At 37.5% G+C, this 21,643-nt stretch carries 20 protein-coding genes; 2 read left to right on the top strand and 18 right to left on the bottom strand.

Going from position 1 to position 21,643, the window contains the following annotated elements; translation table 11 throughout:
* Positions 1 to 48 precede the first annotated feature (48 nt).
* The 13 genes from dnaK to BN1225_RS02370 all read right to left on the bottom strand — a co-directional run bounded on the left by dnaK (position 49) and on the right by BN1225_RS02370 (position 14,816).
* Positions 49 to 1,857, bottom strand: coding sequence for a molecular chaperone DnaK (gene dnaK / locus BN1225_RS02430; protein WP_041138235.1), 1,809 nt, complete (start codon positions 1,855 to 1,857; stop codon positions 49 to 51).
* 19 nt (positions 1,858 to 1,876) lie between these two features.
* Positions 1,877 to 2,443 (bottom strand): nucleotide exchange factor GrpE, encoded by a 567-nt coding sequence (gene grpE, locus BN1225_RS02425; RefSeq protein ID WP_041138234.1) that lies wholly within the window; start codon positions 2,441 to 2,443, stop codon positions 1,877 to 1,879.
* Positions 2,444 to 2,454: 11 nt separating this feature from the next.
* Positions 2,455 to 3,489: a heat-inducible transcriptional repressor HrcA gene (gene hrcA, locus BN1225_RS02420; RefSeq protein ID WP_041138233.1), complete on the bottom strand. Its 1,035-nt coding sequence runs from the start codon at positions 3,487 to 3,489 to the stop codon at positions 2,455 to 2,457.
* Positions 3,490 to 3,589: 100 nt separating this feature from the next.
* Positions 3,590 to 4,714 carry a radical SAM family heme chaperone HemW gene (hemW, locus tag BN1225_RS02415; protein ID WP_082029248.1) on the bottom strand — a complete coding sequence of 375 codons (1,125 nt, stop codon included), beginning with the start codon at positions 4,712 to 4,714 and terminating at the stop codon, positions 3,590 to 3,592.
* A complete protein-coding gene (locus BN1225_RS02410) occupies positions 4,707 to 5,924 on the bottom strand; it encodes an L-serine ammonia-lyase, iron-sulfur-dependent, subunit alpha (RefSeq protein WP_041138232.1) in 1,218 nt (405 codons plus the stop codon). Before BN1225_RS02410 ends, hemW begins: the two co-directional genes overlap by 8 nt.
* A gap of 9 nt (positions 5,925 to 5,933) precedes the next feature.
* Positions 5,934 to 6,899: a DNA polymerase III subunit delta gene (gene holA, locus BN1225_RS02405; protein WP_197066524.1), complete on the bottom strand. Its 966-nt coding sequence runs from the start codon at positions 6,897 to 6,899 to the stop codon at positions 5,934 to 5,936.
* 17 nt (positions 6,900 to 6,916) lie between these two features.
* Entirely contained in the window at positions 6,917 to 8,887 is a 1,971-nt protein-coding gene (locus BN1225_RS02400; protein WP_041138230.1) for a ComEC/Rec2 family competence protein, read from the bottom strand.
* Positions 8,878 to 9,342, bottom strand: coding sequence for a ComEA family DNA-binding protein (locus BN1225_RS02395; protein ID WP_041138229.1), 465 nt, complete (start codon positions 9,340 to 9,342; stop codon positions 8,878 to 8,880). Before BN1225_RS02395 ends, BN1225_RS02400 begins: the two co-directional genes overlap by 10 nt.
* 39 nt (positions 9,343 to 9,381) lie before the next feature.
* Positions 9,382 to 10,377 carry a Holliday junction branch migration DNA helicase RuvB gene (ruvB, locus tag BN1225_RS02390; protein ID WP_041138228.1) on the bottom strand — a complete coding sequence of 332 codons (996 nt, stop codon included), beginning with the start codon at positions 10,375 to 10,377 and terminating at the stop codon, positions 9,382 to 9,384.
* 7 nt (positions 10,378 to 10,384) lie between these two features.
* Positions 10,385 to 10,942: a Holliday junction branch migration protein RuvA gene (gene ruvA, locus BN1225_RS02385; RefSeq protein ID WP_041138227.1), complete on the bottom strand. Its 558-nt coding sequence runs from the start codon at positions 10,940 to 10,942 to the stop codon at positions 10,385 to 10,387.
* A 9-nt stretch (positions 10,943 to 10,951) separates the two neighbouring features.
* Positions 10,952 to 11,653, bottom strand: a complete 702-nt coding sequence (locus BN1225_RS02380) for a gamma-glutamyl-gamma-aminobutyrate hydrolase family protein (RefSeq protein WP_041138226.1) — start codon at positions 11,651 to 11,653, stop codon at positions 10,952 to 10,954.
* A gap of 153 nt (positions 11,654 to 11,806) precedes the next feature.
* Positions 11,807 to 13,357: a DEAD/DEAH box helicase gene (locus BN1225_RS02375; protein WP_041138225.1), complete on the bottom strand. Its 1,551-nt coding sequence runs from the start codon at positions 13,355 to 13,357 to the stop codon at positions 11,807 to 11,809.
* 82 nt (positions 13,358 to 13,439) lie between these two features.
* A complete protein-coding gene (locus tag BN1225_RS02370) occupies positions 13,440 to 14,816 on the bottom strand; it encodes a D-2-hydroxyacid dehydrogenase (protein WP_317621625.1) in 1,377 nt (458 codons plus the stop codon).
* 118 nt (positions 14,817 to 14,934) lie between these two features.
* On the opposite strand from BN1225_RS02370, the gene BN1225_RS13990 reads away from it, so the two are divergent.
* The gene (locus tag BN1225_RS13990; RefSeq protein ID WP_052466256.1) at positions 14,935 to 16,416 is read left to right on the top strand and encodes an LCP family protein; all 1,482 of its coding nucleotides are present in this window, start codon (positions 14,935 to 14,937) and stop codon (positions 16,414 to 16,416) included.
* Positions 16,417 to 16,476: 60 nt separating this feature from the next.
* Complete coding sequence (gene pepT, locus BN1225_RS02360; protein ID WP_041138224.1) at positions 16,477 to 17,688, top strand: peptidase T; 1,212 nt, start codon at positions 16,477 to 16,479, stop codon at positions 17,686 to 17,688.
* A 98-nt stretch (positions 17,689 to 17,786) separates the two neighbouring features.
* Here the strand turns inward: pepT and greA are convergent, their stop codons facing one another.
* The 5 genes from greA to BN1225_RS02335 are packed head-to-tail and all read right to left on the bottom strand — an operon-like array spanning position 17,787 to position 21,642.
* Positions 17,787 to 18,266 (bottom strand): transcription elongation factor GreA, encoded by a 480-nt coding sequence (gene greA / locus BN1225_RS02355; RefSeq protein ID WP_041138223.1) that lies wholly within the window; start codon positions 18,264 to 18,266, stop codon positions 17,787 to 17,789.
* Positions 18,267 to 18,301: 35 nt separating this feature from the next.
* Positions 18,302 to 18,922, bottom strand: a complete 621-nt coding sequence (udk, locus tag BN1225_RS02350; RefSeq protein ID WP_041138222.1) for a uridine kinase — start codon at positions 18,920 to 18,922, stop codon at positions 18,302 to 18,304.
* Complete coding sequence (locus tag BN1225_RS02345; protein ID WP_041138221.1) at positions 18,919 to 20,166, bottom strand: peptidase U32 family protein; 1,248 nt, start codon at positions 20,164 to 20,166, stop codon at positions 18,919 to 18,921. The genes udk and BN1225_RS02345 overlap by 4 nt, the downstream gene beginning before the upstream one ends.
* A complete protein-coding gene (locus tag BN1225_RS02340; RefSeq protein ID WP_041138220.1) occupies positions 20,153 to 21,037 on the bottom strand; it encodes a peptidase U32 family protein in 885 nt (294 codons plus the stop codon). The genes BN1225_RS02345 and BN1225_RS02340 overlap by 14 nt, the downstream gene beginning before the upstream one ends.
* Complete coding sequence (locus tag BN1225_RS02335; protein WP_041138219.1) at positions 21,034 to 21,642, bottom strand: O-methyltransferase; 609 nt, start codon at positions 21,640 to 21,642, stop codon at positions 21,034 to 21,036. Before BN1225_RS02335 ends, BN1225_RS02340 begins: the two co-directional genes overlap by 4 nt.
* Position 21,643: the final 1 nt, after the last annotated feature.

Below are 21,643 nucleotides of genomic sequence, written 5' to 3'. Positions count from 1 at the left end.
CTTACGTATTATGATCTTAGCCAAGGGAAAAATCCCTTGGCCAAATCATTAATTCTTTTCTTCAAAATCTGCATCTACCACATCATCAGCCCCACCGCTGTTTGTGTCGGTTGGGTTTTGACCCTGTTGTTGTTGGTAAGCATAAGATGCCATTTGCTGAGCCATTTGTTCTAATTCATTCATTCTAGATTCCAATGTATCTAAATCATTGTTATCTAAAGCTGATTTTAACTCATCTCTTAATTTTGTTGCTTCTTCTTTTTGTTTTTCATCGATTTTATCACCTTGTTCTGCTAATGATTTATCGATTTCATTGATCATTTGTTCTGCTTTGTTTCTTGTTTCTACTTCTTTACGTTTCTTTTCGTCATCCGCTTTATTTGCTTCTGCTTCTTTTACCATTCTATCGATTTCTTCATCACTTAATCCAGTAGAGTTTTGAATAGTGATAGATTGTTCTTTATTTGATTTCATATCTTTTGCTTTAACGTTGACGATACCGTTAACATCGATATTGAAAGTAACTTCGATTTGAGGTACTCCTCTTGGAGCCGGTTCAATACCGTCTAATTTGAATAAACCTAATTGTTTATTATCTTTTGCCATACTACGTTCACCTTGTAATACGTTGATATCTACCGCTGGCTGATTATCGGCAGCAGTTGAGAAAATCTGTGATTTTGTAGTTGGAATCGTTGTATTTCTTTCGATTAAGACCGTCATGACACCACCCATTGTTTCGATACCTAATGATAATGGTGTAACGTCTAATAATACGATATCTTTTACATCTCCGGCAATAACGCCACCTTGGATAGCAGCTCCCATAGAAACCACTTCATCAGGGTTTACTGATTTATTAGGTTCTTTTCCTAATTCTCTTTTTACTGTTTCCTGTACAGCAGGGATACGTGTTGATCCACCTACTAACAATACTTGATCGATTTCATTAGGTGTAACTCCGGCATCGCTTAATGCACGTCTAACTGGTCCGACAGTTCTTTCAACTAAGTCTCTTGTCAATTCGTCGAATTTAGCACGAGTCAATGTCATTTCCAAATGCACTGGTCCGTTTGCTCCGGCTGAGATGAATGGTAATGAAATTTGTGTCTGCATTACACCTGAAAGATCTTTTTTCGCTTTTTCAGCTGCTTCTTTAACACGTTGCATTGCCATTTTATCTGCGCTTAAATCAATACCTTCTTGTTTTTTGAATTCAGCGACAACATAATCCATGATTTTCTTATCGAAATCATCTCCACCTAACATGTTGTCTCCGGCAGTTGATAATACTTCAAAAGTACCATCTGCTAAGTCCAAGATAGAAACGTCGAAAGTTCCTCCACCTAAGTCATAAACTAATACTTTTTGTTCTTTATCTAATTTATCCAACCCGAATGCCAAAGCGGCTGCTGTTGGTTCGTTGATGATACGTTCTACTTCTAATCCGGCAATTTTACCTGCATCTTTTGTTGCTTGTCTTTGCGCATCATTGAAATAAGCAGGAACAGTAATAACTGCACTTGTGACAGTTTCCCCTAAGTAAGCTTCTGCTGTAGCTTTTAAGTTCTGTAATACCATAGCAGAGATTTCTTGTGGTGTATAATCTTTTCCGTTAACATGTTCTTTATAGGCTGTTCCCATATGTCTTTTTACTGATGAAACTGTATCTTTGTTTGTTACTGCCTGACGTTTTGCGGCTTCCCCAACAATGATTTCACCGTTTTTAAATGATACTACCGAAGGTGTTGTTCTATTTCCTTCTGGATTAGCAATTACTTTTACTTCTCCGTTTTCCATAATACTAACACAAGAGTTAGTAGTTCCTAAGTCAATACCAATAATTTTTTTACTCATATTCTTATCCTCCTAAAAATTACTCATTTACTTTTACTAAAGATGCACGAATAACGCGATCTTTCAACTTGTATCCTTTTTGTAATTCTTCTACGATCATATTATGACCATAATTATCATCATTTACCATCATAACTGCCTGATGGAAATTTGGATCAAATTCTTTTCCTTCTACATCAATCTGTTCAATACCATGTTTTTTCAATGCTTCAATGAACTGAGCAGTGATCATTTCATAACCTTTTAAGAAATTCTTTAATTCTTCACTTGGTTCAGCCACATTTTGTGAACGTTCCAAGTTATCTACGACCGGCAACAGATCTTCTGCAAAAGATTGAAGCATATATTTTAAAGCGTTCGCATGTTCGTTCTGCAGACGTTTTTTAAGGTTCTCCATATCGGCAAACACCTTATAGTAATCTGTTTTCCATTTTTCTACTTCTTCACCTAATTCAGCGATTTTTTCTTGTTGAAGTTCTTCCACTGATTTTTCTGTTTTTACTTCTTCAACATTTTCTTCCTGTTCTTGAGCTTGGTTTTCTTCAACTTCTTCGTTTACTTCCTGCTCTACTTTATCTTTTTCCATTCTTTCACCTCTTATTCATCATCTTCGTCGTCATCATTGAAAAATAATTCTTCAATATTTTTTGACACGTAATCCACTAAAGAAACAACCTGTTCATAAGGCATTCTTGTTGGACCAATAACGGAAATAGTTCCGGATGAATGACTGCCGGTTTTGAATGATCCGGAAATCACTGAAACATCTTCTAATTCTGTTAAAGGAAGTGGCTGACCAATTTTAACAGTGACGCCTTCTTCTTCATTCAATCCGATGCTTTGCCACATCTGTGAATTTTCAAAGGCACTGACAAGTCTTCTTAATTTATTGACATCATTAAATTCAGGCTGATACAGCATATTCTCTTTGCCGGAGAAATAAACATCTTTGCTGGCAAACTTAACAAAAGCTTCCAGAAACGCTCTAAAGAGCACTTCATGTTCCTGAATACGACTTGAGATGATTGGTTTTACATCTTTTTCCAAACGGATAATGACCTGATTGATCGGAGTGCCGATCAGCATCTCATTCATAACTCCTACACAAGAAATCAAATCTTCATAACTATACGTTCCATCCAAGATAAACGTCTTATTTTCCACATGTCCCATATCGGTCACTATAATCACCGAGACACGCTCATTGGAAATGGGAACTATCGTGATGTTTTGCAAACTTTCATTCCGGGCATCCGGTCCTAAAGCAATGGACGTTAAATGCGTCAGCTGACTCAGCATCTCACAGCTTTCTTTAACAACTTCATTTAAAGTTCTGCCGCGCTCGCTGAATATTGTCTGCATTTGATTTTTAATCGTATCTTCGATTTTAAAATCCGTCAGTGTTTCCACATAATACTTGTACCCTTCCACACTGGGAATACGTCCCGAAGAGGTATGTGTCTTTTCCAGATAGCCATATTCCTCTAAAGCCGCCATTTCATTACGAATTGTTGCACTTGAGTATGGTAACTGATATCTTTCCAATAAATACTTAGAGCCCACCGGTTCTGCCGTTTCTACAAACGCATCCACAATGGCTTTAAATATCGTGATTTGTCTTGATGTAAGCATGATGTCACCACCTTTTAGCACTCATCATTTTCATGTGCTAACTATATTATACATAATTATTTAGCACTGTCAACAATTTAGTGCTAAAAATATAAAAAAGTTAATCGACCAATTCAAGTAATATAAAATCCAATAAATCCATCCCTTTACTAGTTGGGCGCAAATGATTTTCTTCTATGATTAAGAGTCCTTGATCGAAAAATGGCTGCAATCTTTCTTGATAATAAGCAAGCAAATCTATGTGATAACGCTGTTTAAACAAGGAAAGAGAGATACCGTTAGCTAAACGCAAGCCTAACATCAAAGCTTCAAACATACTTTCTGTTTGATTGATCGTTTCCTCACATAGCAAAAACTCTCCCCTTAAATAAGCGGATAACTGTTTTGTATTTGAATAGCGGATATTTTGAAGATATCCATGCGCTCCCAAACCAAATCCATAATAATGCTGATTGAGCCAATATATGCTGTTATGCAAAGAAGGATGTCCGTTTTTTTCAAAATTACTGATCTCATATCGGTGAAACCCAATCTGCCCGAGCTTTTCACGGATCATCTCTGTCATTGTGTATTCCTCCTGCTCATTCATGCCCTCAAAGTGTTCATTATACAACATAGTATGTTCTTCCAATATTAAGGAGTAATAGGATAAATGTGTGATTGGCAAAGTTTCAACAATTTGCAAGTCCTTTAAAATATCCTCTTTTGTCTGTAAAGGCAGATTATACATTAAATCGATTGAAATGGTGTTTATACCGATTTCTTGTGCTTGGTAAATGAGCCTAAAAACCTCTTGATTACAATGTTGTCTGCCAATCTTCTTTAAAATCTTTTCATTAAAGGTCTGAACTCCAATACTTAAACGATTGATGCCATAAGCTTTAAACAACTGCAGTTTTTCACAGGTCATTGATTCCGGATTCACCTCAATCGTATATTCCAATACATTATTCGTATACACCTGCAGCATTTGTAAGAGTGTTTGCAATTGCTCCGTGGTTAAACTGCTTGGCGTTCCACCGCCAATATATACTGTGGTAATCGGGACATCAATGGCATATTGCTGAATCTCTTTTTTTAAAGCTTCCAAATAGCGATCAACCCATTCTTTTTTATAATACATTTTGGAAAAATCACAGTAAGTACAGATATTCGTGCAAAAAGGGATATGGACATACAATCCCATCCCTTCATTATTTTCCAACCATTCTATTTTTTTATTCATTTTCTTCACCAAATTCAAAATGACTTGCAAGTCCGCCTAGTGATGTTTCCTTATAAGCTGAGTTTAGATCTTTTCCTGTTTCATACATAACTTTTACTACTGCATCAAATGAGATTTTATTTTTACGGATATATCCAAGTTGTTTTGAATAGACTGCCGCATCCATCGCTCTTAATGCCGCAAAGCCATTGCGTTCAATACAAGGAATCTGAACATAACCGCCAACAGGGTCACAGGTTAATCCTAAATTATGTTCCATTCCCATTTCCGCTGCATATTCAATCGCACTATTATTGAGTTCTAACAGCCATGCATAAAGTGCGGCGGCCATTGCACATGCCGAACCTATTTCTGCCTGACAGCCCCCATCAGCCCCGGAAATCGTTGCATTTTTCTTGATGACATTGCCAAATAATCCGCCGACTCCCAAGGCTTTGACTAAATCTTTTTTCTCCATATGCAATTGTTTATAGCAATAATACAGTACCGCTGGAATTACTCCGCTGGCCCCACATGTCGGAGCAGTCACAATTGTATGCCCACACGCATTTTCTTCGCTGACCGCATAAGCATAGCTGCTGACTAAAAGCCGTTCACGTTCGCTTTCTTTTTTTGTGTTTAAAGCCTGTGCATGCATCATCTTAGCCACTCTTTTTAATTGCAGACGCCCGGGAATCGTGCCCTGAGTATGCAGCCCATCCTCAACGCTTTGAAACATCGCTTCTAAAACATGGTATAAATAGATTTCAATTTCTTCATCTTCAAACTCTAATATATAATCGTAAAAAGAAATATTATGATCTTCAATATACTCAATGATTTCTGTCATATTTTTTTGCGGATAGACCTCTTGATCGGCTTCATTTTCAACCCCGGGCATTTCAATCTTGCCACCGCCCACGGAATAGGCAGTAATCTCATCCACCTTATTTTCTCCCTCATAGACAGTAAACATCATCCCGTTCGGATGATAAGGCAAAGCATCCGCTTTAAAGGTAAACACACAGGGTAACGGTGCTAAGGCTTTTTCGATAATATAATCGGTTAAGTGTCCTTTTCCTGTCAATGCCAAAGATCCATATAAAGTGACAACGATCTTTGAAGCATTTGGATAAAGCATTTTAATTCTTTCTGCCGCTAATTTAGGTCCATAGGTATGTGAAGATGAAGGTCCTACCCCAATTTTATATAAGTTTCTTAAAGATTCCATAATTATCTCCTATACTTTCATCAAAAATAATTCTAAGCCCAGCCTCTTATCGACCATTCCTTTTTTAATATCGGTATCTAACAAGGCAAGATCATTTAATCGGTGCATCAAATCCTGTATATCATACTGAGAAGCATCGGCGCGAATATAACGCAGTCTAAATGGGTTAATCCCAAGTATTTTAGCGATTTCCTGGTCATTATACCCTTTTCGATCCAAAGTTTTGACTTGCATCAGCAAACGCATCTGATTAGCAATTAATACAATCAGTTTTACCGGTTCCTCATTATTCACCATCAAATCTTTATAAATCTGAACAGCTTTTTGCTGGTCTTTTTTCATGATTGCACTGACCAGTTCAAACGCATTTTCCTCTAAGGGTTTGCTGACGACGGCACGTACATCCTCCAAAGTGATATGTTGTGAGTAAAGACATAGTTTCTCTACTTCACTAGAAATCATCATCAAATCATTAGGCAAACGACTCAGCATAAATTCCAACGCTTCATCGTCAATCACCGCTTTTCTGCGTTTTACTGCATTGCGAACCGAAGACTTTAACTGATGATGTCCGATCTTATCCATCAGCATGAATGTTGTTTCTTTTTTCAAGAGCTTTACTAATTTCTTACGTTCATCAAAATTCTTGACATTATGATAGATGACGAATATTGTAGATTCCATCGGTGCTTTAAGGTATTTTTCCAATAGAGTGCCATCTTGATGAAGACTCGCCGGTCCTTTTTGGGTCGTCAAAAAATAAGGATTTTTCAACAGTACCATTTTATAGTCACTTAAAAAAGGCGGCATATTGCAGTCTTCAATCACCTCTTTTAATTCTGTTGCAGCGGAATCATAGACAGCAAGATTCATATTTTCTTCACTGATTCCGTATTCTTTTTTAATATCTTTAAGTTTTTGTTCCAATAGAAACGTTTCTTCTCCATAAAGCACATAAATCATTTTTATCACCATTCAAATTATACCCTGTCTCAAGTTTTTCTACAATAATTAATTCGGTGAATCCCCAAAAGACTGACGATCTCTACCATTCCCATCGTATCACTGCGATAAATGTCAACATCATAAGCTTTCAGCCGTTCTAAAACAAGCGCATTAGGGTGATGATAAAGGTTATTTCTGCCAACACTGATAAGCCCATAGTGTGGCTGATAGGTCGATAGCAGCAGTGCCCCTGTAGATGTATTAGATCCATGATGTCCTACTTTTAATACATTGACTTCTAACTGCGGATACATTGCCGTCAGCTGTTCTTCCTGAGCAATCGGCAAATCACCGGTAAACAAATATCCTAGCTGATTTAAGTACAAATAATACACTAAGCTATTAGCATTTTTATCTTCTGAAGCATAAGGCAGAGGCAAATACTTCAACATGCCAACATCCTCGCCTTTCGTGATAACTTTATTAATTATAAAGTGCGTCTGTAAGCTTTCACTCGCCCCCATATGATCATAATCATCATGGGTAATAATGAGTGCAGTCAGTTCTTTAATACCGATAGACTTCAAATAAGGGATAATGCGTTTTTTAGCCAGATCATAATTCTGGTTCCCACCGGTATCGATTAAATAATTTCCTTGATGAAAGGGCTGCATAATTAAAAAGCAGTCCCCTTGTCCCACATCGATCATTGTGACACGGCTATAGGGCTGAAGATAGGGATAAAAATATAAGATCACGATTACACCGCCTAATTTTAAATAATCTTTATAACAAGACCCCTTGAGAGGTTCATGGTATAAAGATAACAGTAAGAAACCGTAATAAAATAAAAAGAAGATCATTGGCGGTTTCATGAATATCCATTCTAATGAATAATGATCTAAAAAATAGAGAACTCGTTCAAATTGAGAAATCACAAACCCGGTAATCGTTCCCAAAAGATTAAAGCATCCCACATTTAATAGTACGATACCATAAAGGATTTCAATGACATGAGAAAATAACCAGATAAAAAAGAAACTAAACGGATTTAGTGAAAATTGAGTGGATAAAACAATGGGAATGCCCGCTAAGTAAGGGTAGATAAAAGAAAAGCGATGTCCTTTAGCTAACAATATGAATGCATAAATCGTAAAGGAGAAAATATAGGATAAGGAGTAAATGACAAACGGATTATAAAGACAAAATAAAATACTGATTCCCGAAAGAATCTCTAAATCATTCCCTTTATCTTTTAATAAATAGCGAAACAGAAGCATCAAATAAGCCCGCCATAAGGAAATCACATCCCCTAAAAACAAGACATAAGCCCCTAATATAAAAAGAAGCCATTTTGTTTGGCGAATACCAATTCTTTCTAATAATTTTTTCAGTATCATTAAATGCATCCCTGAAAGGGCAAAGAGATGAACGATGGATAGATTTTGTCCGGCTTCTAATAATTCTGCCATGGCTTCATCCTTGATTCCTAATATAAGCTGTTTCGTCATTGAAACGACTTTTTCATTTTTAAAGCCTTCTATCCAATGTTCCGCCTTACCTATTAATGAGCGATGATGGTCATTAGAAAGCAGTTGCTGTTCTTTTACTTGGTAAAAGATTTTCTGACTAAAACAATACAGACGATTATCAAAGGCATTAAAATTGCTTGGTTTAGATAAAGAATCCGGCAAAACTTCAATAACCAGACGATTGCCTTTTTCAATTTCCTGTCCATGACTGACGACCCTTATTTTTCCATAATCGGTCTTTAAAATATAATGATACTCCCCAACCTCCACCACTTCTCCTTTTAATTCACTTGGCAGCTGTGCCTGTGGGACCTTAACCATGAAACAAAACAAGAGAACGGGCAGTTGGAGCAGGAGTGACATTTTAACCCCATATTTACAACAACAAAAATAAAGCAGGAGGCCATAAACAACAATAATTGCATAAGTCCCATTGATGAGTAAAATCACCATGATCATAAACAACGCTAAATAGATTATAAACATAGATAGGGTCTCCATTTTAAATAGGTTTTATACCCTACACCACTTATCTCCATGATCTGTTCAATATAAGTAAAGGGAATATTATTTCGATATTCAATGATTTTTTCCGCTTTCTTTTGACCAATTCCGTTGATGCTCATCAATTCTTCTATGCTTCCTTGATTTAAGGACACTTTTTGCTGGACCATACTAGGGATAAATACAATATCCTGATCAAGCAAAGTCCTCTCCATAGAAAGACAGGTACAATCTGCTTGAACATCAAGATCCAGTTGGAGCAGTAAGGCGTCCATAGTCGGTTCACTTAATTCAAAAGTACCGGGATTATGCAGTGCTCCTTCGACCACCACAGTAATGATCGGTTGGCTTTCTTGTTTGGTTAGAGAACCTTGGGTTTGAAAAGTAAAAAAATAACTGCTAAACAGCAGTATAATAAATAGAATAATTGATTTCATATAGCCTCCTAAATAAAAATAGACCTAACCTCGTTAGATCTACTTCGTATGATAAGGAATATTAAAATGTTGATACGCCATTTCTGTTACGACACGTCCTCTTGGCGTACGTTTAATCAGCCCTGTCTGCAATAAATAAGGTTCATAAACATCTTCCAAAGTCATCGGTTCTTCACCAATGGACGCGGCAATGGATTCCAATCCGACCGGTCCCCCACGGAAGCGTTCAATAATCCCTAAAAGATACTTGTGATCGACATCATCCAGTCCTAAATGATCGACTTTTAATCGCCCCAATGCTTCTTGGGTACGTGCTAAAGTGATTGTGGTGTCCCCATTAAATTGTGCAAAATCACGCACACGACGAAACAGACGATTAGCAATACGCGGAGTACCGCGAGAACGACGGGCTAATTCCGCCTTTGCTTCTTCTTCCATTTCCATATTATAAACACCGGCAGTTCGAGAAATGATCTTGATTAAATCTTCCGGCTGATAGTATTCGAGCTTTGAGATAATCCCAAAACGATCCCTCAATGGTGCCGATAAATCACCGGCACGCGTTGTTGCTCCGACTAAAGTAAACGGAGGCAGATCAATACGCACCGAGCGTGTTGACGCATCTTTTCCAATCACTACATCTACGCAGTAATCTTCCATTGCCGGATACAAAATCTCTTCGACCACTTTGGGAATACGATGAATTTCATCAATAAACAAGACATCTCCTGCTTCTAATTGGGTTAATACCGCAACCAAATCCCCAGTTTTTTCAATACTTGGCCCTGTCGTCACTTTAATGTTGGTCCCCATCTCATTGGCAATAATCATGGACATTGTCGTTTTCCCCAGTCCGGGGGGTCCATACAACAAGACATGATCCAATGATTCCTCTCGCATCTTGGCAGCTCCAACAAAAACTTTTAAATTCTGCTTAAGATCCTCCTGCCCGACATATTCCGCAAAGGACTGCGGACGCAAAGTGATCTCTTCCACTTCTTGGAAAGTGGCATCCAATATTCCTTCTCTATTCATGTTTTCCCTACTTTACTAATAAACTTAATGCTTGTTTGACATACCCGTTCGTATCTAACGCATCATCTTCGATTTTCTTCATTATTTTCACAACATCCGCTTCACGATACCCCAATGCCACCAGCACCTCAATCGCTTCATCAAATGCCGGATTGATCGAAGGCTCGTTATGCAAAACAATCTTCCCTTGTAAATCCAATATAATCTGTCCGGCTGCCTTAGGTCCGATTCCCGGAATTTTCTTTAAGAAGTTGATATTGCCGCTTTCAATCGCACCGACAATGCGCTCCACTTCCAAAGTCGCTAAAGCTCCGACCGCTGTTTTGGGTCCGATTCCTTTTACCGAAATCAGTTTTAAAAACAATTCTTTTTCTTCTAAAGATTTAAACCCAAAAAGAAGATGCCCATCTTCTTTTACCTGCTGATAAATATATACAGTCATATCACTGTTTGTTTTAAAACTATATGGATTAGGTACATAGATCATATAGCCGATTCCCTGATTTTCCAACACAATATGATCCTTAAAGATCATTGTGACCATTCCTTTTATATAACTGTACATACTTTCCTCCTAAATGCGATCAATAAATTCTTTAAAGATGTTCAGCATGAGTTCATCTTCATAATGGGTGACTTCCGGATGGAACTGCACACCATAAATCTTTTTGCTGACATGCTCGATCCCCTCAATGATACCATCTACCGCTGTAGCTGTCACCTTAAAATTAGGGGCTAACTGATCAATAGATTGGTGATGATAAGAATTCACATATCCTTTCTTGCCCAACACACTATATAGCAAACTGCCTTCTTCAATATCAATAAACTGGCAGCCTTTCCCACGACTTCCAAGTTGTAAATGCTGAATCACATTTTGATCTTTCAATGTGACATCTTGATATAAGGTTCCGCCAAAATATACATTAATCATCTGATTCCCACGACAGATACCTAAGATCGGCATATCTAATTTTGTTGCTTTATCCATTACTTTCTTTTCATACGTATCACGTTCATCATCAAGTTCACCGCATAAACGATGTACCGGCTGATTGTAATATAATGGATTGATATCCACTCCCCCGGTCATAATCAATCCATCACAAACACGAAGTGCCGCTTCGATTGCTTCTTCATCCTGCATGATAGGTAAAATAAGCGGCGAATGTCCGCTTGCTACGACCGCATCAATATAATTTTGACTGATGTTCGCACGCTTCACGCCATTTTCTCTGCTAATCCCGCCAGAAATCGCAATAATTTTCTTACTCATTCTCGTTCCCCCTTTGAATATTATCAGTATAACACGCTTTTCATGAAATTAAAAGATGACACAGTACCATTATATCAGAGAATCACTATCATTATATGCCAAAGAAATCTCATTGTTGTAACAATAAAAGCGAGCCATGATGACCCGCCTTTTTTAAGCTCTGACTAATTTTACTTTATTACGACCGATACGCTGATTTTGACATTTATCCAATACTTTCTTAGCGTATTTCTTTTCAATTTCAACATCTGTAAATTTCGGTGCCAAGCGAATATGCCCAACCGCTCTTTTATTGATATTACTATTATCTAAGATAAAGAATAAGACTTGTTTTGCCTGAACACGTTCTTTCTTTCCGACATTTAAGCGAATGACTTCATATTCTGTCGGTTTTTCTACACGTTGTGTTTCATCAAAACCGATTTCTTTTTCATACAGCATTGAAAATAGTGAAGCAGATAAATCTACCAGCATATGATGATCATAGGCACTCATCATATCCACAAAACGCTGATGACGACGGTCTTCAAAATACTGACTCGCTTTGGTTAATAACGCTGCCGCCTTCACTTCTAAGATCTGTTCATTCGTTGGAATCGGCAATTCCTTGATCGTACAGTTCATTTGCTTTTGTACTTGTTCGATAAAGCTCTTTTCACGACTTGTGATCAGAGTATAACTTGTTCCCTCTTTCGATGCACGCCCGGTACGCCCAATACGATGGACATACGCTTCTTTTTCCTGTGGTAATTCATAATTAATAACGTGTGTTACATTTTCAATATCGATTCCACGAGCTACAACATCTGTCGCTACTAATAAAGTGGTTGCCCCTTCTTTAAACTGACGCAAAGCTTTCATACGCTGTTCCTGTGACAAATCACCATGAATCGCTTCGACTAAATAATTACGGTTCTTAAGTTCAAAAACAAGATCATCCACGCCTTTTTTCGTTTTACAAAAGATGATTCCGCTCTCAATCTGAGCAAAATCGATCAAACGGCAAAGTGTTTCTAAACGTGCTTTAGGTTTTGTCTCAATATAATACTGTTTAATTGTTGATGCTGTTTTCGTATGCTGATCTACTTTAATTAATTCCGCATCTTCACGCATATAGTTTTTAGCGATACGCTGAATATCTTCTTTCATAGTGGCAGAAAATAATACCGTCTGACGATCTGTATTCGTCTGTTCCAGAATCGTTTCAATATCTTCTAAGAATCCCATGTTCAGCATTTCATCTGCTTCATCTAAAACGAATATTTTTACTTGATCTAACTTTACCACTTTACGACGCATTAAATCCATTAAACGTCCCGGCGTAGCAACGATAATATCAACACCTCTTTTAATATCACGAATCTGCGGTTCGATTTTGCTTCCGCCATAGACAGAGATGATCTTGGCTTTTGTAAATTCACCGATACGACGCATTTCATTTTCTATTTGAACAACTAACTCTCTTGTTGGAGATAAAATTACTCCTTTAATTGATTTATCATAATTATATTCTAACAACGAAAGCATCCCGCTGGCAAAAGCCAAAGTTTTTCCTGTTCCAGTTTGAGCTAAACCGATAACATCTTGTCCTTCTAACATTAAAGGAATCGCCTCTGCTTGGATGTTTGTTGGTTTATCATATCCCATGTTGCGGATACCTTGCAGTACCTCAATACTTAAATTAAATTCTTCAAATCTCTTCATTCATTTCTCCTTTTTCTTGCAATAGATTATTTGTACCACATTTTCTTGCAAAAAGCAAACAAAAAAGGCGATTAATCACCTTCTATTCAACATTTTCTTCTATAAATGCCTTTAAATTGGAAAATGCAAACTGAACCAGTCGATTCCTTGTTTCCACTGCCGCCCAAGCACTATGTGGTGTAATGACTAAATGCTGTGAATCACAAAGCGGAAGCAGAGGATTATCTTTAGTCATGGGTTCTGTTTCCAATACATCTAATCCCGCACCGGCTATCAAATGATGTTTCAAGGCAAAAGCCAATTCAATTTCATCGATAATCGGTCCTCTGCCGACATTGATCAGATAAGCCGTACGTTTCATATGTGCAAATGCTTTCCCATTGAATAGATGATACGTTTGTTCATTCAAAGGCGCATGGATGCTGACGATATCACTTTGTTCCAGCAAAGTATAAAACGGTACTTGCTGATAGTGATCGTGATGATTTTTACCACTGGTTGAATAATAAATCACATGACAGCCAAAGGCTTCTGCGATTTTTGCGACCTGACATCCGATCTGCCCTAATCCTATTATTCCCCAAGTTTTCCCTGATAATTCGTTAAATGGCATTCCAAAATGAGAAAATGACAGAGAATGACAGTAATCACCCGATTGCACATAGTGATCATAATATGCCATTTTTTCATAAAGATATAAAAGTAAAGCAAAGGTATGTTGTGCCACGATATCCGTAGAATAGCCGGATACATTTTTGACAGTAATCTGATGATTCTGACAATAATTTAAGTCTATATTATTCAAACCGGTGGCAAACAAGCCGATATATTCTAAATGCGGGGCATTTTTTAATACTTGTTCATCCAACACGACTTTATTGACTAACACATAATGAGCATCCGCTATGCGTTGAATCGCTTCTTCTTGGGTAGATGCCGGATAGATCGTCAGCTGTCCTAATTTTTTAAATACGGTAAGATCAATATCATCTCCCAATGTCTCCCCATCCAAAATAACGATTTTTTTCGTTTGGTGAGAAAAAGGCTTAATCATTTCTTCCAAAGTAAGCTGCTTAAACCACTCGCCTAAACGTATTGCTTCATTAAAAGGCAGAATCGAACTTGGCTGCGTTATCCCGCAGACTTGCTGCGCGATAGTTTCAAATGCCATTATTCTATTGACAACGGCTAATCCTAACGTACGGTTTGTCAGCTGCTTCAACGCTTCCAGCTGATTACGAATATCATCAAATAAAGCAGGATCTTCTTTCAGCGTTTCAACGACACATTCCTGATAAGTCGAAACGCTTAAAATATGTGAAGTAAAACATTCACTAAAAAGCAATGGCAGTACATAGTCATAAATTTCTATCGGAACCGGCTGACCATATCCTAAAGTAAAATTATATAAAAGGACACCGCCTAAATCTTCATTTTTCATCTGTTCAATCAATTTCATTATTCTCACGCTCCTTGCCTCATTATATATGATGTCACGAAATTTGTCATGCGAAAAAAGCAATGATATTCATTGACTAAATTTGCTTCATTGGGTAATATTAAACAAGGTGATAGAAATGAGAAAAATATTCGCAATTGTGCTGTCTGCCATCTTTATCGGGATTACCGGATTTAGCGGCTGGCAGCTTTATCAATATCAAGGCTTTACAACCGGATTTCGTTATGCTTTTATTATTATTTTAATCGTTGTTTGTGCATTGATCTTTATACGTTTTTGGTCAACACAATTAAAAAAGGTCAAACGTAAGATGCCCCAAAGAGAAAAGAATAAAATCAAACGCAAGCGACTAAGCTCAATCTGTTTGATGCTGGCGCTATGTATTGGTTTAACCTATGTTAACCATCTATACTATAATATCGATCGAACGATGGATTCCATTACAGATATTGATCTGACTGAAGAAGTCTTGGTGTGTAATGTGTATGCATTAAAAGAATCCAATATTACCAGTTTGAGTTCAAAAGAAATCGATTATTTTGGTACCTTGTCCCGTGAAGATGGAAGTATCAAGATGCCTTTATCCAATACACTCAAAAAAGATTACAACAAAACCTCGTCTACGCATACAATTGTTTCTTATCCAACGGCCGTAGATCTATATATTGGTTTAGCGGAAAAAGATGTTGATGTCATCGTTGTCTCTGAAAAAGAAACCGAAACAATGAAAAAATACAATGAAGACTTTACTCAAAAGACAACATTAGTCTGTCAGCTGTCACTTTCTTCTTCCGCCACGAGTGATCCGGTGAATGTTTCCAGTGAACCCTTCAATGTCCTCATCATGGGAGTGGATATTCGTGAAGAAGAAGGAACGATCAAAACAGACAGCCGTACAGATACACTGATGGTCGCTTCTTTTAATCCTAAAACCATGAAAATCAGTCTGATCTCCATCCCGCGTGATTCTTATGTCAGCATCAATGGGGGAGAAAAAGACAAGATCACACATGCCGGGATGTCCGGAATTCCATCTGTTATCAATACGGTAGAAGATCTTTTAGATATCAATATCAACTACTTTGCGAAATTTAACTTTAATGCGTTAGTTAAAATTATCGATGCGATTGGCGGTATTAATATCCATGTCGACTATGGTTTCTGTGAACAAGACAGCAACGATGTGCCGGATGCCATCTGTTTAGAAGAAGGTCAGCAAAATCTAAACGGAGAACAGGCTTTAGCTTATGCCCGTCATCGTAAAACGGTAACCGATCATATCCGTAACAACGCACAACAACAAGTGATTCAGGGAATTACCAATAAGCTGACAAGTTTCTCTGTCGTAACGAATTTTAATTCGATCTTAAAAGTATTGTCATCGAACATGCTGACGAACTTTACGAAGAAAGAGTTATATACCCTTGCCGGACTGGCACCTAACTTTGGTAATTTAAGCTATCAGAATCTGATTATTGCCGGAGAAGATGATATTACTTATCTTCCTCAATATGGTGAAGAACTCTATGTGACTTATCTGGATGCCACGTCGATTGCCGAAGCCAAAAACTTAATTGAACAAATCCACAAAGGGCAATGATTTCATTGCTCTTTTATTTTAATCGGCATATAATAAAAATTATAAGAACGGAGGGATAAGATGAACGTTGTTGATCGTTTTTTAAATTATGTCAAGATAGATACTCAGTCTTCTGCCACTTCTAGCAGTGTTCCCAGTACATCAAAACAACTGGATCTGGCACGCTTTTTAGAAAAGGAAATGCAGGAGATGGGGATTCAGGAGGTAAAGTTGGATCATTCCGGAGTCGTTTACGGATGTTTACCAAGCAATACGGAAGAACCATTACCTACTATTGGTTTTGTTGCACATATGGATACCTCACCGGATATGAGCGGTGAAAATGTGAAACCGAGAATCATTCAAGATTATGATGGATCACCGATTGTTTTAAATGAAGCACTGAATATTGTGATGGACCCAATAGAATTCCCAAGTCTAAAAGAAAATATCCATCAGGATTTAATTGTGACCGATGGCACTACTCTTTTAGGGGGTGACGATAAAGCCGGGATTGCCGAAATTATGCAGATGGCAGACTATTTATTAGCAAATCCTACCATCAAACATGGAACGATCAAACTGGCTTTTACACCCGATGAAGAAGTAGGCCGAGGAACCGAAAACTTTGATGTTTCATATTTTGGCTGTGATTTTGCGTATACCGTTGACGGTGGGGAAATTAACTGTATCGATTATGAAAACTTTAATGCCGCCAGTTGTAAAGTCAGTGTGCAGGGAAAAGGAATTCATCCAGGAAGTGCGAAATATAAGATGATCAATTCATTATTAGCGGCAATGGAATTCCAAAGCTTGCTTCCGGTTTTTGATAACCCCGCATATACGGAAGGCTATGAAGGCTTCAATCATTTAAACACAATGAGCGGAAATGTGGATTTTACGCAAATGGATTATATTATTCGTAATCATGATGAACAGCTGTTAGAAAAACAAAAGCAGGATTTTATCAATGCACAAACGTTTATGAATAATAAATATGGGTATCCGATTATCTCTTTAGATATTCAAGATACGTACGCAAATATGAGACAACATATTGAAAAGGATATGCGTGTCATCGAGAAAGCGAAAACAGCAATGCGACAAATTGGCTTAACACCAAAAAGCAGTGCGATTCGCGGCGGAACGGACGGAGCCATGCTGACGTATGCCGGGCTGCCTTGTCCAAACTTAGGAACCGGTGGCTATAACGCGCATGGCAAATACGAATATGTCAGTATTAATGCTATGAAACAATGCGTAGAGTTATTGGTTGAAATTGTAAAAGCATAAACAAAAGCAGGAATGCGTAACGTTTCCATAAAGTAACCCAACTTTATGAAATGGCGACATATTCCTGCTTTTTAAATAAAAAAATCTCGCAAGCGAGATTAGCTTTTATACTCAATTTTTAAGATTTTGACTTCATAAGGATCTTCCACTGCAACAGTAACAATTTCATTCATCCCATGTCCAAGGATCGCTTTTGCCAATGGTGACTCATTTGAAATCTTTCCATTTCCCGGATCTGTTTCAAAAGAACCGACAATTGTATAAGTTCCTTCTTCATTATCGGCTAAATCTAATAAAGTCACCGTTGTCCCCGGTTTAACTAAGGCAACATCGGTATCATCTTCATTAATGATCTCTGCATGCTGTAACATGCTGTCGATTTCTTTGATTCTTGCTTCTAATGCGGCTTGTTTATCTCTGGCTGCATCATAGTCAGCATTTTCTGACAAGTCCCCTTGGGCTCTGGCAGCTTGTAACTCTTCTATGACATGTGGACGTTCAACATTAACTAAATTTTCACGTTCTTTTTTTAATTTTTCGATACCACTTAGGGTTAGTAAAACTTTATTTTCTTCCATGTTTTTTCACCTTCCAGTCCTAAATATAACATAATTTATTGAATAATACTAGCAATTTTAGTAATTAATAGATCGATCGCTACATCATTTTCGGTGTTTTCCGGAAATATAATATGCGCATATTTTTTAGAAGGTTCAATAAAGGCATCGTGCATTGGCTTTACTGTACTTAAATATTGATTGATGACAGATTCGACCGTACGCCCACGCTCATTCACATCACGGACTAAACGACGAATAAAGCGAATATCATCCGGGGTGTCACAATAGACCTTGATATCACATAGATCACGTACTTCCTTTTGAGCTAAGACGAAGATTCCTTCTAAAACGATAACGCGGCTAGGTGCAATCATTTCAACGATATCACTGCGGGTATGTTGTTCATAATCATAGGTAGGCTTTAAAATAGTTTCGCCTCTTTTTAAAGCCGACAGTTGTTCAACTAAGAATTCCGTATCAAAAGCATCCGGATGATCGTAATTGTTTTTTACACGTTCCGCCATCGTTTTATGAGTTTGATCTTTATAGTAATCATCTTGACGAATCACAGTTACATGCGTTTCATCCACAAAAGATTCAACCAGTCGATTCGCAATCGTTGTCTTGCCGGAAGCTGTTCCACCGGCAATTCCAATAATAATCGGTCTCACTATTTTCCCACCTTTCTTGCCATATCGTCTTTTTTAACGAGCCCTTCTACTTTGACATATAAGACTTCCATCGGATGATTGGCTACTTCTATTTTTTCCATGTCTTCATTATATAACTCACGGACAACCATTTTAAAATTATCTCGATCAGGACTGAAAAATTCTACCACATCCCCTAATTTAAAATAGTTGCGCTGTTCAATTTTAGCTAGTTGAGTGACTGGGTTGTAGTGTAAGACACGCATGCAAAACTCCTGGGTAGGATGTTCATCGCGCAAGTTAAATAATTGGTCATTCTGACTTGGCTTTTGATTATAGAATCCCAGTGTTAACGCACGGTTTGCCGCTTTATTCAATTCCGTCATATACTTTGGATCGTATTCAAAATGATCCGGATCGGCACAGTAAGTATCAATCAGTTTACGATACGTTGAAACGACTGTCGCAATATAATGCAGAGATTTCATTCTTCCCTCAATTTTAAAGGAATCCACCCCTAATTCAATCAGTTCTCCGATATGATCGACTAATGACAAATCCTTGCTGGACATACTAAAGGGAATATCTTCATCTGTATTTATTTTTCGATCCCCTTTATAAATATCATAGTACCAGCGGCAAGACTGCGAACAACCCCCACGATTGGCATCGCGTCTTGAATAATAATTCGACAGCATACATCTTCCTGAATAGGAAATACATAACGCCCCATGGATAAAATACTCGACTTCAATATCGGTTTCTGCCATAATCGCTTTAAGGTCCTGATAGTCGACTTCACGCCCTAATACAACACGTTCCAATCCCTGCTTTTGCCAAAAGCGAATAGCTTCCGCATTGGTTGAAGATAACTGGGTTGAAACATGTACCTGTAAAGATAAATGTAATTGCTTTGCTAAAAGCATAATGTACGGATCGGCAACAATGATAGCTGCTACACCGATTTCATCCAACGCTTTCAGATACTCGCGAATTCCTTCTAAATTTTCTTCATGAAGAATAATATTGCAGGTCACGTGAATTTTTGCATGGTACAAATTGGCAAACTCAACCGCTTCCTTAATATCTTCCAACGTAAAGTTAGATGCTAAAGAACGCAGAGAAAACTCTTTTCCACCTACAAATACTGCATCAGCACCATACATGATCGCTACTTTTAATTTTTCTAAGTTACCCGCCGGAGCCAACAACTCAGGCTTTTTGGTGATAACTCTTTTCCCATCTATGATTGTACTAACGTTTCTCATGTTCTTCACGCTTCCTTACATCTTCAATCTTATAAACTGTTCCATCTTCCAAGAATCCATGATCATAGTTATGCTCAGGATATTTCGTTTTTAGTTCTTCTTCTAAAAAATGATTCTGATAATAATCAATAACATCCAAAATATAATCATTATCTAAATAAAGGGTTTCGATATAGCCGTATTCTCCCGGTATTTTCAAATTTAGTGTACAAAGTTCATTGGTAGTATAGATATGAGTCCCGGCTTCATCTTCATAAATATAAGAATATTCTTCCTTATTATTGACTTTAATTTTAATCTTATCTTGATATCTGCTGCTCTCTGATTTATTGATCTGAGAGAAATAGTTTGTCAGCAGTTCTCTTCTTGAACAAGATATATACTGGACTCCATGAACAGGCACGATGCATGGTTTTTGACTATGATTGACGATGGCTTCCACTTCATCATAATGAAGCTGTCCGGCGAGCATAAAAGCATCCACTCCTAATAACGACAAGCTGTTCATTGTTTGATGATTGGTATTCAAAGTATCCGGAGCATAGATCATCTTATAAGATGCCTGTAACTCTTGAACGATATTCAGTACACCAAAATCCTGAAAAACAACACCGTCGATATCGCTCTCCATCAAATCTTTTAAGAATACTTTTAAACTTGCGATTTCATGTTGATGAAAAAGACGATTAACAAGTACATAAACGTGCATACGATGATTAATTTTAGCGACGATCTGTCGAATCTGTTCAATAGAGCTATTTATGATGCCCCCATTAGAATAATGATCTGTTCCAACGATCACACCGGCTATCTGACGTTCAATCAATGGCTCGATCATCTCTATGTCATTTAAGTGAACAATATATTTCATGATGTTTCCTTTCTTCTGACCACGACGATCCCATCCCCTACCGGATAATAATGGGCATCATAGAGTTCATGATCAAATATCCAATCTCTGAATCTTTTTATTTTCTTGACTAATTGTCTTGTGTTGCGGCTGCGAATCTCTTCAATATGATCCACCATACCATGAAAATCTAAATTATCAACAATGACTACCCCATTTTCTTTAATATAAGGAATATATTTTTCAAAAAAGCGCTGATATTGAGCTTTCGCCGCATCTATAAATAAGGCATCAAAGTTTTTAAGCACCAGCTGACTTTCATCAAAGGTCAGAGCGTTATCATGATGAAGATAAATCTGATCCTGTAAGCCATACTGATCAATATTCTTTCTCGCTTCCAAAAAACGTTCATCATCGAGTTCAATGGTTTCCACTGTCAACTGTTCGACATTGGTCACTAAGCGCATTGCCGAATACCCAATCGCACTGCCGATTTCCAGTAACGTCATTGCTTTTTCTTCATTTAAAAGGCTGATCATAAAATCAAGCCCTTCTTTTTGCATTACCGGTATATTGCGTTTTAATGCTTCTAATTCAATTTTATCTAATGTTTTCTGATCTATCATA

Source organism: Beduini massiliensis, from assembly GCF_000829905.1.
Classification (GTDB): domain Bacteria; phylum Bacillota_I; class Bacilli_A; order Erysipelotrichales; family Coprobacillaceae; genus Beduini; species Beduini massiliensis.
The sequence above is the reverse complement of the archived record's forward strand: the minus strand, read 5'-3'. Positions and strand labels throughout refer to the sequence as shown.

Excerpts from the sequence above, each read along its gene's own strand:
- grpE (WP_041138234.1), bottom strand. The coding sequence starts at position 2,443 with ATGGAAAAAGATAAAGTAGAGCAGGAAGTAAACGAAGAAGTTGAAGAA.
- hemW (WP_082029248.1), bottom strand. The coding sequence starts at position 4,714 with ATGAATAAAAAAATAGAATGGTTGGAAAATAATGAAGGGATGGGATTG.
- BN1225_RS02410 (WP_041138232.1), bottom strand. The coding sequence starts at position 5,924 with ATGGAATCTTTAAGAAACTTATATAAAATTGGGGTAGGACCTTCATCT.
- BN1225_RS02335 (WP_041138219.1), bottom strand. The coding sequence starts at position 21,642 with ATGATAGATCAGAAAACATTAGATAAAATTGAATTAGAAGCATTAAAA.
- BN1225_RS02370 (WP_317621625.1), bottom strand. The coding sequence starts at position 14,816 with ATGAAATTGATTGAACAGATGAAAAATGAAGATTTAGGCGGTGTCCTT.
- BN1225_RS13990 (WP_052466256.1), top strand. The coding sequence starts at position 14,935 with ATGAGAAAAATATTCGCAATTGTGCTGTCTGCCATCTTTATCGGGATT.
- ruvB (WP_041138228.1), bottom strand. The coding sequence starts at position 10,377 with ATGAATAGAGAAGGAATATTGGATGCCACTTTCCAAGAAGTGGAAGAG.
- BN1225_RS02340 (WP_041138220.1), bottom strand. The coding sequence starts at position 21,037 with ATGAAATATATTGTTCACTTAAATGACATAGAGATGATCGAGCCATTG.
- dnaK (WP_041138235.1), bottom strand. The coding sequence starts at position 1,857 with ATGAGTAAAAAAATTATTGGTATTGACTTAGGAACTACTAACTCTTGT.
- BN1225_RS02345 (WP_041138221.1), bottom strand. The coding sequence starts at position 20,166 with ATGAGAAACGTTAGTACAATCATAGATGGGAAAAGAGTTATCACCAAA.
- BN1225_RS02400 (WP_041138230.1), bottom strand. The coding sequence starts at position 8,887 with ATGTTTATAATCTATTTAGCGTTGTTTATGATCATGGTGATTTTACTC.
- BN1225_RS02375 (WP_041138225.1), bottom strand. The coding sequence starts at position 13,357 with ATGAAGAGATTTGAAGAATTTAATTTAAGTATTGAGGTACTGCAAGGT.
- greA (WP_041138223.1), bottom strand. The coding sequence starts at position 18,266 with ATGGAAGAAAATAAAGTTTTACTAACCCTAAGTGGTATCGAAAAATTA.
- ruvA (WP_041138227.1), bottom strand. The coding sequence starts at position 10,942 with ATGTACAGTTATATAAAAGGAATGGTCACAATGATCTTTAAGGATCAT.
- BN1225_RS02380 (WP_041138226.1), bottom strand. The coding sequence starts at position 11,653 with ATGAGTAAGAAAATTATTGCGATTTCTGGCGGGATTAGCAGAGAAAAT.
- pepT (WP_041138224.1), top strand. The coding sequence starts at position 16,477 with ATGAACGTTGTTGATCGTTTTTTAAATTATGTCAAGATAGATACTCAG.
- hrcA (WP_041138233.1), bottom strand. The coding sequence starts at position 3,489 with ATGCTTACATCAAGACAAATCACGATATTTAAAGCCATTGTGGATGCG.
- holA (WP_197066524.1), bottom strand. The coding sequence starts at position 6,899 with ATGGTGATAAAAATGATTTATGTGCTTTATGGAGAAGAAACGTTTCTA.
- BN1225_RS02395 (WP_041138229.1), bottom strand. The coding sequence starts at position 9,342 with ATGAAATCAATTATTCTATTTATTATACTGCTGTTTAGCAGTTATTTT.